We start from the raw sequence: 12,624 nt of genomic DNA, 5'->3' as shown, positions 1-12,624 counted from the left end.
AATGAGTCCCAGTCGTCATGGTGGTGACAACCCCTCGCCTAACCGCGGGCATAGTAGTTCTTTGAAACGCTTCAGCAATTGAATTTTTTAACTCTTTATGCGCTCTTTATATTGCCCACTGCATGAGGCCCGAATATGCGGGTATCATCTTTCACCGAAAATAGTTTCTAGTGTTAGGGGTTTTCGGTGGAAGATACCGATTTCCATGAGCTTGGACGTCAGCTCTTAACTGAGTTTGGCAGCATGCATCATCGCATTTCACGCTCTGCGGACAAAGCTCTCGGCGGCGAGATGGCTGTCATGCGCGCCCTCATGCTCGCTGGCGGTTCGCTCACGCCGAGCGAACTCGCAAATCGCGCCTGGGTCTCGAGTGCCCGCATCGCCAATATCTTACGCACTCTCGAAGCCAAGGGCTGGGTCGAGCGCGAGCACTCAAAGACCGACCGTCGTCGTGTACACGTCACGATGACCGACAAGGGATTCCAGAATCTCGAAATCAAACGTCGGGAATTCGAGGAGCGCACCGCGGCCTTCCTCGAGCAGCTCGGCGAAACAGATACCCAAGAGATGGTGCGCCTTCTAAGGCGTCTCAACGAAATTATCGACTGCAATCAAGAAAGGAGAAATGCCAAGTGAGGATTCTCAAGCTTTTTAAAAAGCATGTCCCATCACTGTTCGCAGCTATCGTACTTATCGTAATCAGCTGTAACGCCGATCTGGCACTGCCTACCTATATGAGCGACATCGTCGACGTGGGCGTGCAGCAAGGCGGCATCGCCTCGCCCGTGCCCGACACCATTCGTGCCGAATCGCTCGACGACCTCGAACTCTTTATGAGCGCCAAGGACGCCAAGACAGTAGAAGCTGCGTTTGGCAAGGCAGACAAAAACGGCATTCGCACGTACAGGGGAACCGAGGATGAGCGCGCCGACGGCGGCAAGATTGCCGATATCATGAGCCTGCCCGAGACCGTCGTCCTTTCGCTCAACCAAGGCATCGACGCCAGCTCCATGGGCGACATGATGGGCGCGTCCAGCGAGAAAGGCAACAGCGACGCCCAAGCCATGCCCACGCCCGAGCAAATGGCAGCGATGACGCCCGACCAGCTCGCCGAGATGCAGCAAAAGGCCGCAGCGGCGCAGAATATGCAAAAGCAGATTGATGCCGACGGCGGCAAGATCACCATGAAGAGCCTGCGTCTAGGCGTTGAAGGCGGCCTAATCGACCAGGGCAAGCTCGTCGAGGGCGCCAACGGTATGGCGGACAAAATGGGCTCCATGTCGGGCTCCATCGTGACCCAACGCGCCGTGAGCTACGTGCAGGACGAGTACAAGGCACAGGGTATCGACCCCGCCGACGTGCAGAACGCCTACCTGGGCCGCATGGCGACCACGATGTTTGGCCTGTGCCTGGTGTCGCTTGTCGCCACCATCCTGACCGGCGCCGTGGCTTCGCGCACCGCCTGCTCCATCGCCCGCGACCTGCGCCGCGAGACCTTCAACAAGGTTATGCACTTCTCGCCGGCCGAGGTGGGCAAGTTTAGCCAGGCTTCGCTCATCACCCGCTGCACCAACGACATTCAGCAGATCCAGATGGCCGCAACCCTGTTTATCCGCATGTGCCTGATGGCCCCCGTCATGGGCGTCGTCGCTGTCATGCGTGTCCTGGCCAACCACACCGGTCTGGAGTGGACCATCGCCGTGGCCATCATCGCGGTCTCGGCCGTCGTCGGCGTGCTTATGGGCCTCACCATGCCCAAGTTCAAAAAGATGCAGAGCTTTGTGGACCGCGTGAACCTTACCGCCCGCGAGCTGCTCGACGGCCTTATGCCCATCCGCTCGTTCAACCGCGAGGAGCATGAGCTCGAGCGTTTTGACAAGGCTTCGCTCGACCTGATGACCACGCAGCTCTACACCAACCGCGCCATGAGCTTTATGATGCCGCTCATGATGCTCGTCATGAACTGCATCACCGTGCTTATCGTCTGGTTTGGCGCGCAGGGCGTGTCTGACGGCGTGATGCAGGTCGGCAACATGATGGCGTTTATCTCCTACACCATGCAGATCGTCATGGCGTTTATGATCCTCACCATGGTTTCGGTCATCCTGCCCCGCGCCGAGGTCGCAGCCGAGCGCGTTGAAGAGGTCATCACTTGCCCCACGAGCATCAACGACCCCGCCTCGCCCAAACTGCCCGCGACCAACGCGCCGCGCGGTGAGCTCGCCTTCCACGACGTGAGCTTCCAGTATCCCGATGCCCGCGCCGATGTCATCAGCGGTGTGAACTTCACCACGCACGCCGGCCAGATGCTCGGCATCATCGGCTCCACGGGTTCGGGCAAGTCCACGCTTGTGCAGCTCATCCCGCGCCTGTACGACGTCACCGGCGGCAGCATTTCGCTCGACGGCATCGACGTGCGCGATATGACCCTTTCCGAGCTTCGCCGCCGCATTGGCTATATCCCGCAGCAGGGTCGTCTGTTCTCGGGCACCGTTGAGAGCAACCTCAAGTTTGCCGGCGACATGGTGAGCGATGATGACATGCGCCAGGCGGCACGCATCGCACAGGCCGAGGACTTTATCGCCGAGCGCGAGGGCGGCTACGACTCCCCCATCAGCCAGGGCGGCTCCAATGTCTCGGGCGGTCAGCGCCAGCGCCTGGCCATCGCCCGCGCGTTGGCCAAAAAGCCCGAGGTCGTGGTGTTCGATGACTCGTTTAGCGCCCTCGACTACAAGACCGACGCGCGCCTGCGCGAGGAGCTTGCCAAAAACGTTACCGACGCCGCGCTCGTGGTCGTGGCCCAGCGCATCGCGACCATCATGCACGCCGACCAGATCATCGTGCTCGACGACGGCCACGTGGTGGGCACCGGTACGCACGAGGAGCTGCTGCACAGCTGCCCAGCGTACCTGGAGATCGCACAGTCGCAGCTTTCCGCCGAGGAGCTGGGGCTCACCCAAGAAGAAATTGAAGCCGTCATGGAAGGAGGCGAGCGCTAATGGCAGACAAGACCAAGACTCAGATTCCCAAGCCCACCCGCCGGCGCGGTCCCATGGGCCGTATGGGTGGCATGGGCCGCGGCGAAAAGGCCAAGGACTTTAAGGGCACCATGAGGCAGCTACTCGGCTATATCGGTCAGCACAAGATTGCCGTGTTTGCCGCCGTCGCCTTTGCCGTGTGCTCGGTCATCTTTAACATTGTGGGACCCAAGGTGCTCGGCCAGGTTACGACCAAACTGTTCGAAGGCCTGGTCTCCAAGGTCAACGGTACCGGCGATGTCGACTTTGCCTGGATCGCCAAGACGCTCGGCTTTTTGCTCTGCCTGTATCTGGCAAGCTCTGTCTGCAGCCTCATCCAAGGCTGGCTTATGACCGGCGTCACGCAAAAGATTTGCTACCGCATGCGCAAGGAGATCGCCGCCAAGATTGCCGTCGTGCCGATGAGCTACTTCAACGGCCACAGCAAGGGCGACGTGCTCAGCCGCATCACCAACGACGTCGATACGCTGGGTCAGTCACTCAACCAGAGCGTGACGCAGCTCATCACGTCAGTGACGCAGATTATCGGCGTGCTCGTCATGATGCTGTCGATCAGCCTGCCACTTACCGGCGTCACCGTGCTCACGCTGCCGGCAGCCGCGATTATCTTGATGGTGATGATTCGCTTCTCACAGCCGTACTTCCGCGAGCAGCAGCAGGTTCTGGGCACCGTCAACGGCATTATCGAGGAGGATTTTGCCGGCCAGAACGTCATTCAGGTGTTCGACCGCGCCGAGGCCTCGATCGAGGAGTTCGATAAGGAGAACGACCGCCTCTTTATTAGCGGTTGGCGCTCGCAGTTCCTGTCGGGCCTGATGATGCCGCTCATGAGCCTAGTGGGCAATATGGGCTACGTGGGCGTCGTCGTGGTGGGCGCGCAGCTCGCGCTGACTGGTAACGCCACGCCCGGCGACATCCAGAGCTTCATTCAGTACGTGCGCAACTTTACGCAACCCGTGCAGCAGCTGGGCAACGTGAGCAACACGATGCAGTCGATGGCCGCCGCCACCGAGCGCGTGTTTGAGTTCCTGGCCGCGCCCGAGGAGGAGCAGAAGGCCGACGCGCAGATTCCCGAGAAGCGCCCCGGTCATGTGGAGTTTGACCATGTGAAGTTTGGCTACACGCCCGACAAGACCATCATCCACGACTTTAGCTGCGAGGCCGAGCCCGGTCAGACCATCGCCATCGTCGGACCCACCGGCGCCGGCAAGACCACGCTCATCAAGCTGCTTCAGCGCTTCTACGATGTGGACGGCGGTTCGCTGCGCGTCGAGGGTATCGATGTACGCGACTGGGACCGCGCGGCATTGCGCGGCGAGTTTGCCATGGTGCTGCAGGATACCTGGCTGTTTAACGGCACCATCCGCGAGAACATCCGCTACGGACGCCCCGATGCAAGCGATGCCGAGGTCGAGGCCGCTGCACGCGCCGCACGCTGCGATCACTTTATCCATACGCTCGCAGGCGGCTACGACTTCATGATCAACGAGGAAGGCACGAACCTGTCGCAGGGCCAGCGCCAGCTCGTGACCATTGCCCGCGCCATTTTGGCCGACCGTCCGGCGCTGATTCTGGACGAGGCAACTTCCAACGTGGACACCCGCACCGAGGAGCTCATTCAGCGCGCCATGGATGCGCTGATGCAGGGCCGCACCAGCTTTGTCATCGCACATCGCCTGTCCACGATTCGAAACGCCGACGTGATCTTGGTGATCCGCGACGGCGACATCGTCGAGAAGGGCACGCACGACGAACTGCTCGCCCAAGGCGGCTTCTACGCCGACCTGTACAACTCGCAGTTCGACGAAGCGGCGTAAAACCGGCGGCAAACAACCGCAATACACAAAACGGGGGCGCAGAATGAACTGCGCCCCCGTTTTGTGTCCTTTGGGCCTCGAACTGCCTCCCCTAGGACCTGATTGACAGCCCACTCCAAGCCCCGTGGGCAAAAAATGGCAAATATGAGTACTGTCACCTTTTTAGTAACAGCCAAAACAGCACCAAATGCTGCTCACACGGCTTGCACGCGCTCCTAAATTACTCAAATAGCTCTATAGCGGACTTATATGTGTTTGTATTAATGAACATATTTTCTGTTATGTCTATTATCTTATGCCGGCAATATGACACTACGATAGCAACAGTACTCATATTTGCCATTTTTTGCCCACAGGGCCTGGAAAAGGCCAACAGGGTAGTCATTGGGGACGTTCTTAAACGACCAGTCAAACAAGAACGTCCCCAACGACTACTTAAAAACGGGAGATTATCCACTCTCATTCTGCGAGCACTCATTTAAGTCTGTCCCCAATGAGTGCCCGGCAGCAACGGGACCGCCGATGTCTTGGCAGAGTCAGCGAAAACCCGCGTAACTAAACCCGCTCCGCGATCTCGTGAATGAGGTAGTCGGTCTTTTCCCAGCCCAGGCACGGATCGGTGATCGACTTGCCAAAGACACCGCCGTCGACCGGCTGGTTGCCGTCCTCAAGGTAGGACTCGATCATAAAGCCCTTGACCAGCCTTGAAATGGCTTCGTTGCGGCGGCAGCTGTCGAGCACCTCCTTGCAAATGCGATACTGCTCCAGCGGACGCTTGCCCGAGTTGTCGTGGTTGCAGTCGATGACCGCTGCCGGATTGGCATAGCCGGCGTGCTCGGTGTAGCGCTCGGCCAGACGCTCCAGGTGCTCGTAGTGGTAATTGGGGTAGGTACGACCGTCGAGGCCGATGTAGCCGCGCATGACGGCATGCGCGAGCGGGTTGCCGTCGCACTCGACCTCCCAGTTGCGGAAGATAAAGCTCTGATGCGCCTGGGCGGCGTAGATGGAATTGAGCATGACGGTGGTGGAACCGGCAGTGGGGTTCTTCATACCCACCGGCACCGAAATGCCACTCGACACCAGGCGATGCTCCTGGTTTTCGACCGAGCGCGCACCCACGGCGACGTAGCTCAACAGGTCGACGAGGTACTGGTAGTTGGACGGGTAGAGCATCTCGTCGGCAGTGAAGAAGCCAGTCTCCTCGATGACGCGCAGGTGCATGTGGCGGATGGCCTTAACGCCCTCGAGCAGGTCATCGGGCGCCTCGGGGTCGGGGTTGTGCAGCAGGCCCTTGTAGCCAGTGCCCTTAGTACGCGGCTTGTTGGTGTAGACGCGCGGAATGATGATGAGCTTGTCCTTGACCTCCTCGGCGGTTTTGGCCAGGCGGTTCATGTACTCGAGGACCGAGTCCTCGCGGTCGGCAGAGCACGGTCCGATGATGAGCACCTTGCGCGCGTCCTCGCCGGTAAAGACCTTGGCGACCTCGGCGTCGAATGCCTGCTTCTTAGCGGTAAGCTCGGCGGAAAGCGGCATTTCCTCGCGGATCTCCATGGGGATCGGCAGCCTGCGTTTAAATTCCATGGCCATGCGGGGCCTCCTCAATCAATTGATGGCAACGAGAACATTGTCGAATGCTCGGCATTATCCGCTGTCGCACGCTAAAGTGCAAGCACAACCAGCCAAAAAGGGAATGGATAACGAGCGAGGATTTTCGGGCGCTTCCAACGAGAGTGGATAATCTCCCGTTTTTGACCTATGTTCGCGCTAAAAGCGGGAGATTATCCACTCTCGTCGAGCAAGCGTCCGAAAATCCTCGCTCGTGGCCCCTTTTCCTCCGTCCCCGAGAGATCGAAGCTCGTCTACCGAATGGTTGATGCGGCAGCGGTGCGCCCATGTCACACTCAGAGGTGGCCTGACCCACCTTGGAAGGAGCCTCCATGAGCCTTGACAACGTAACCCTGCGCGCCGCCACGCTCGACGACCTGGCTGGCATCGCCGCCATCTACAACCAGCTGTGGTGCAACACGCTGCGCAACCGCGGCGACGTCGAAGCTGCCGATTTCTGCGCGCGCTTCAACATTGCCATGCAGCTGCAGCGCTCCCCCATCGCGCTCGTCGCCGAGGCAGAGGGCCGCATTATCGCCGCCTGCTGCATCGGTATCTTCGAGGACGGCAAGCCGCGTACCAACCCCACGTGGGTACCCTGCTACGACGAGATGTTCGCCCAGGCAACCGAGATGGCAAAGACCGCCGATGCCAAACTCGAGGGCTCGCTCTTTGGCGACAGTCGCGAAAAGGCCACGGCCGATCGCTTTGCCGCCACGGGCGACGAGTATGCCCAGGGCCAGCTCAACCTGATCATCATTGTGCCCGAGTGGCAGGGCAAGGGACTCGGCCGCGAGCTCATCGACCTTGCGCGCGCCGAACTCGCCAAAGCCGGGTGCACCAAGTTCTTCCTGATGAGCGACTGCAACTCTGACTGGCAGTTCTACGAGCACCTCAACATGAAACGCATCCTGGAGGATCACAGCCAAGACACCGGCGACGGCTTTATCGTCTACATGTACGGAGGCGACACGCAGGATTAGCCTGAGTGCCGCCTCATGGGCTTTCTCCAAAACAGCCCAAACCAATCAGCCACGCCAAAAGGGACAGGTTTATTTTGGCAGGTTTTATCTGGGCAAACGCCAACCGCCGTGAGGAGAGCTGCTTGCCCTTGCGGCGGCCTTCTCGCCGAAAAACCAAGTGAGTAGACCTTTTGCAGGAGGCCGAGCACACTCCAAAACGCCACAGCTCTGACCTGCGGTTTTATTTAGCGTTTGTCGCGGTGTGCTCGACAGATCCAAAAAAGCCTACTCACTTGCATCTGAGGCGCACCGGATCGGCAAAAAACCGCCGCGAAAGGGGTCCGATCCTCTTCGCGGCAGTTGTTAATACGCCGAACTTGTTATCGCAAAAGCCAATCACGCGCCGAGACCACGCTACAGTCTTTCGACTCATACGTTGAATCCACGCGGGCCACAACATAGCGCGCATCTTTTGCAATGTCGATCTCATCGCATACAGCCTGTAAATGGCGGGCGTACTTATCGTGATACGTTCTGGATGATTTTATTTCGATAGCCTTGGGCCTCCCTGAGTTTGTGCAGTCGAGCAAATCGATTTCTCGCTTGCCGTCGTCCCTATAGAAATACAACTCGGGATTCTCGCCCACGTTGAGATGGCTCTTCGCCGTTTCGGAAACGATGAGGTTTTCGAAAACTGCCCCCAGATAAGGGCTCTCCAAAAGTTGCTCCAGTGATCCAATTTTGAGCAAGTAGCAGAGCAGCCCCGTGTCGTAAAAATAAAGCTTGGGCGTTTTAGTCAAACGTTTCCTGGCATTTGCATAATAGGGCTGCAGTGAAAACGTCAGGTAGCTCTGCTCCAGGATAGACAACCAGCTTTTAATGGTCGATACGTTCACACCCGTATCTCGAGAAAGCGAAGATATATTAATGAGAGCACCGGCGCTCTGGGCAATTATGGACAGAAACTTATGAAACTCTGCTTTATTGCGCACGTCAAGCAAGCCCACAACATCGCGCTCAACATAGGTATCAATATAGCTGGGGAAATAAACCGAGGACGGCATTCCGGCGGAACGCAGGCGAGGGTATCCCCCTTCGAGCGCAAACAAATCCACTTCCAACTGCCCCTGCTGGCCCCTCTCCGCTTCTCGAAACGAAAATGGCAGCAATTTTAAGATCCCGACTCGCCCGGCAAGAGACTGGCCGATGCTTTTCATCATCAAAAAGTTTTGCGATCCCGTAAGGATGTATTGACCGGCGTCTCCCCGCTCATCCGAAACAACCTGAATCATCGAGAACAAATCCGGGGCGTATTGCGCCTCATCGATGATGAGTCCGCCCTTTCGGTTGCGGATAAAACTCACCGGATCCTCCAAGGCCGCGCGCCTCGTTTGGGGGTCCTCAAGCGTGACATAGGAATAGTCGGGAAAGGCATGCCTAACCAGCGTAGACTTACCGCTCTGCCTAGGCCCCGTCAACGACACAACAGGAAACCAACCCGCCATGCGAATGAGCAACTCATGCAAATCCCTGTTAATGTACTCGGCCATATCAACGCCCCTTATAACGCTGTTACCATAATCGTATAGTATCATTTGCCATAATCTTGCAGTAGCGTTTTCCATAATCTTGTAGTAGTGTTTTCCACAATCTTTTAGTAGCCCAGTTCAAAAACGTTATTTATAGAGCCGAAATCTCAGACCCTAAATAACAATAGCCACCACAATGGGAACTGTCCCCATTGTGGTGGCTTGCAGGCGAGTTGACTTATTCGACTATCGCGGGCCGGCCGTGTCCGAGTCTAGAGCGTGGCAAGTCGCTTGGATTCGCGGACGGCGAGGGCGATGGAGATAAGACCAGTGATGGCGTCAGCCGCCACCAAGGCAAACCAGACACCCTGAACGCCCATCATGTTGCCAAGCAGGTACATAAGCGGCACGGAGCAGATCACGTAGCGGAGCAGACCGGTGAACGTGGCGATACCCACCTTCTCAACCGCCTGGAAGTACATCGACATGGTCATGGCAAGATAGCCCAGGGCCACGGCCAGGATAACGATGCGCGTGGCGTTGGCGGCAACCTCGACGAGCGCCGGATCGCTACCAGCAAAAAAGGCGCAGACCGGCGTTGCGGCCACCCATAGCACAGCAGACACCGCAGCAAGCGTCACGACCTGGTACTTAAGCGTGCAGGAGAGCGTTTCCTTGAGGCGCGCCCACGCCTTGGCGCCGGCGTTGAAGGCGGCAATGGGCTGCAGGCCGTACGAGAAGCACTGGGCGACCATCATGGTAATGTAGAGGATGTAGCCGTTGATCACACCAAAGGCCGCGATGTAGAGCGAACCCATGTCGCCGCCGAGCTGGCCAAGCAACGAGTTGGCAACGGTGTTGAAGATGAACGTGGCAGCTTGCACCAAAAAGAACGGGAAACCAATCTTGATGATCTGGCCGCAGATGGCCATGTCGAGTTTGAGGTCGGCGGCGCTGATCTGGAGCTGCGACTTCTTACCGCCGATGAACCAGAAGATACCGATGGCCCAGATACCGATGGAAAGACCGTAGTACACACCAGCTCCCATAACGCCAAGCTTGAGCACAAACGTGGAAAGCGCAAGCCAGCAGATAGCGACGATGGCAGACACGGTCATGAGGTTGGCCTGGATCTGAACCTTCTCGTCCACACGCATGACGGCGGTGACCATCTGACCAATGACCGTGAGCGGCAGCAGCACGGAGAAGGTGCGCACGCCGGCAACGGTATCGGCCATGATGTCGGGCGTGGCGCCGAAGAATGCGCAGATGGGCTCGGTAAACACAGCCATCACCACAGCAAGCAGCACACTCACAATCGTGGTAAGCCAAAAACCCTGGCTAAACGCCTTGCTGGCGCCCTTAATGTCGCCGGCACCCAAAAGGTTGCCCACCACGGCGGGCACGCCGGTGCCAAACAGGTTGCCAAAGGCCAGGTTAATGTACTCGACCGACATGATGATCGAAACACAGGCCAGGCCGTGTGCACCCAGGCCCCAACCCATCACGAGGCCCTCAAGGACCACCATGATAATCTGGGCGAGCATACCCTGGCCGGTGATGATGGTGTACTTGCGCACCAGGCCGGGAATCGGCTGCGAGGCAAGCTCACGCTCCTCCTCAACAGCGGCGGTCGTTTCTTCTGCCATTGTTCTCCCCTTTCCATGAGAGATTGATGAATGGATGCATGAATGGATGGGCGGCACGCACAGGCTGCGGCACCGCCCAGCGATGCAGCAGCCCCGCTAGGCCTCGTAGACCACCTTGCCGGCAATCATCGTGAGAGACGCCGTGGCCTCGAGGACCTCAGCCGGTTCGCAGTCAAAGAGGTTACGGTCGAGCACACAGATATCAGCCTGTTTGCCGCATGCGAGCGTACCGATGCGATCCTCGGCATGCATGGCGTAGGCGCTGCCGTAGGTGTAGGCGCGCAGGGCCTCGGCCATGGTGATGCGCTCCTGCGGGAACCACCCTTCTGGGTTGGAGCCGTCCTCGAGCATGCGGAAGACCGCGCCGTACACCTCCTCCATGGGCTCCAAGCCCACAACGGGGAAGTCACTGCCCAGGTGCACCACGGCACCGCTGGCAAGCAGGCTATGCAGGGGCCACGAAAGCGCAGCACGCTCGGGGCCCACGGCATCGTCCTTGGCAAGGTCAGCCATATCGAGCAGCATGTGCCACGGCTGCATACCAGGGCATATACCCAGCTCGGCATAGCGCGGCAGATCCTCGGGCTCAACCGTCTCGTTGTGCTCCATGGAGTGGCGGCAACCCCGCTTACCATGCAAGCGCTCGCCCTCCTCAAAGCAATCAAGCACAAAACGCACCGAGCGATCGCCGATCGTATGGACGCGCGTGTCAACGCCCCATTCCTGCGCCCTGACAATGGCGGCACGGATGCGCTCTGGATCCTCCGCGGGCTCACCGCAGGTATCGGGCGCGTTGGAATAGGGTTCAAGCATCCAAGCGGTGTGGTCGGAGCACACGCCATCAAGAAACTGCTTAAAGCCGTGCCACTCGACCTGCGTACCCGAGAAGGCGTATTTCTCCTTGATCTGCTCGAGCGTTAAGGACTCGTTTTCGAACAGATCGGTGTACAGGAACACGCGCAGTGGCAAGTCGCCCTTGGCATTAAGACCTGCCAACACCGCATACGGGTTTTCCATGCTCACAAACGTAGGATTGACCATGCCGACCGTAGTGATTCCCAGGGCATTGGCGCGCCGGGCGGTTTTTGCAAACGACGCGTCAACAACCTCGGGCGCTGGGTCGTAGACCTCGTCCATAAAGAAGACGCCGGCGGTGTTGGAAAACACGCCCGTCAGATTGCCCTCGGCATCCTTAAGGATCTTGCCGCCTGCGGGATCGGGCGTCTGCGAAGTTACTCCCACCTTGTTGATGGCGCAGGTATTGGCACTAAAGGTATGCAGGTCAACCTGCTGCAGAAAGACCGGGCGGTCCGAGATGTACTCATCGATCATCGCGGCTGTGGGCATCTCGGGGACATCCCACTGGAACTGGATAATCTGGCAGCCCAGGATCCACTCGTTATCGGGATGGTCGGCCGCAAACGCCACGACACGTTCCATCGCCATCTCAAAACTGGTGCAGTCGATGAGGTTGACGGCAAAATCGGGGTCGGTCATGAACGCGCCCTGGGCAAAATGCGTGTGCGAGTCAATCAGGCCGGGCATGACGAGCTGGTCGCCAAAGTCGCGCACCTCGGTATCGGGACCGATAAACGGTGCCAGGTGGGCATCGTCACCGCAGGCAACGATTTTATCGCCCCGCACGGCAACGCCGCCCTTAAACGGCTCGAGCCCATCGCCGGTAAAAACGGCGTTGCTCTTGATAACTACATCAGCCTTGTCCATGTGAGCCTCCTCAGGCATCTTTGGTTGCAACGCGGACGCACCGCCCGCGTGGGCACTCGGTTGGGAGCGTAGCGCTCCCGCATCGGCGCGTGCCTACAAGCCGTGCTCGGACGTCTGTCCCACGTCCGCGGCTTCGCGCTACACCCATTGATACACAGGGGCAAATCCATGCCAAGGCCAGGGACCGCAAACGGTCAGTTTAAGCAGGTTTACACGCTTTACCTGCAGGTTTATTGTCTGAGATTATTACCGCGTCATTACGCCCAACGGCGTGCCCGCCCACACGGCAAGACCCGCAT

The 12,624-nt window shown here is 58.6% G+C and carries 8 protein-coding genes; 4 read left to right on the top strand and 4 right to left on the bottom strand.

Features of this window, described 5'->3' with window-relative positions; genetic code table 11:
- Window positions 1-186: 186 nt before the first annotated feature.
- The 3 genes from DXD16_RS01930 to DXD16_RS01920 are packed head-to-tail and all read left to right on the top strand — an operon-like array spanning window position 187 to window position 4,855.
- Entirely contained in the window at window positions 187-636 is a 450-nt protein-coding gene (locus tag DXD16_RS01930) for a MarR family winged helix-turn-helix transcriptional regulator (RefSeq protein ID WP_089572358.1), read from the top strand.
- The gene (locus DXD16_RS01925) at window positions 633-2,999 is read left to right on the top strand and encodes an ABC transporter ATP-binding protein (protein ID WP_117654950.1); all 2,367 of its coding nucleotides are present in this window, start codon (window positions 633-635) and stop codon (window positions 2,997-2,999) included. The genes DXD16_RS01930 and DXD16_RS01925 overlap by 4 nt, the downstream gene beginning before the upstream one ends.
- Window positions 2,999-4,855: an ABC transporter ATP-binding protein gene (locus DXD16_RS01920; RefSeq protein WP_117654949.1), complete on the top strand. Its 1,857-nt coding sequence runs from the start codon at window positions 2,999-3,001 to the stop codon at window positions 4,853-4,855. The genes DXD16_RS01925 and DXD16_RS01920 overlap by 1 nt, the downstream gene beginning before the upstream one ends.
- Before the next feature lie 555 nt (window positions 4,856-5,410).
- Here the strand turns inward: DXD16_RS01920 and DXD16_RS01915 are convergent.
- On the bottom strand, window positions 5,411-6,442 hold the full coding sequence (locus tag DXD16_RS01915) for a 3-deoxy-7-phosphoheptulonate synthase (RefSeq protein ID WP_089572362.1): 1,032 nt from the start codon (window positions 6,440-6,442) through the stop codon (window positions 5,411-5,413).
- Window positions 6,443-6,792: 350 nt separating this feature from the next.
- Here DXD16_RS01915 and DXD16_RS01910 point away from each other — a divergent pair, with 350 nt between their 5' ends.
- Window positions 6,793-7,443, top strand: coding sequence for a GNAT family N-acetyltransferase (locus tag DXD16_RS01910; RefSeq protein ID WP_089572363.1), 651 nt, complete (start codon window positions 6,793-6,795; stop codon window positions 7,441-7,443).
- A gap of 359 nt (window positions 7,444-7,802) precedes the next feature.
- Here DXD16_RS01910 and DXD16_RS01905 read toward each other — a convergent pair whose 3' ends face one another.
- The 3 genes from DXD16_RS01905 to DXD16_RS01895 all read right to left on the bottom strand — a co-directional run bounded on the left by DXD16_RS01905 (window position 7,803) and on the right by DXD16_RS01895 (window position 12,325).
- A complete protein-coding gene (locus DXD16_RS01905) occupies window positions 7,803-8,972 on the bottom strand; it encodes an ATP-binding protein (protein WP_199408051.1) in 1,170 nt (389 codons plus the stop codon).
- A 251-nt stretch (window positions 8,973-9,223) separates the two neighbouring features.
- On the bottom strand, window positions 9,224-10,600 hold the full coding sequence (locus tag DXD16_RS01900; protein WP_089572364.1) for an MATE family efflux transporter: 1,377 nt from the start codon (window positions 10,598-10,600) through the stop codon (window positions 9,224-9,226).
- Window positions 10,601-10,696: 96 nt separating this feature from the next.
- A complete protein-coding gene (locus DXD16_RS01895; protein ID WP_158551498.1) occupies window positions 10,697-12,325 on the bottom strand; it encodes an amidohydrolase in 1,629 nt (542 codons plus the stop codon).
- Window positions 12,326-12,624: the final 299 nt, after the last annotated feature.

It is taken from the genome of Collinsella sp. TF11-5AC (assembly GCF_003436775.1).
Taxonomy (GTDB): Bacteria; Actinomycetota; Coriobacteriia; order Coriobacteriales; family Coriobacteriaceae; genus Collinsella.
The sequence above is the reverse complement of the archived record's forward strand: the minus strand, read 5'-3'. Positions and strand labels throughout refer to the sequence as shown.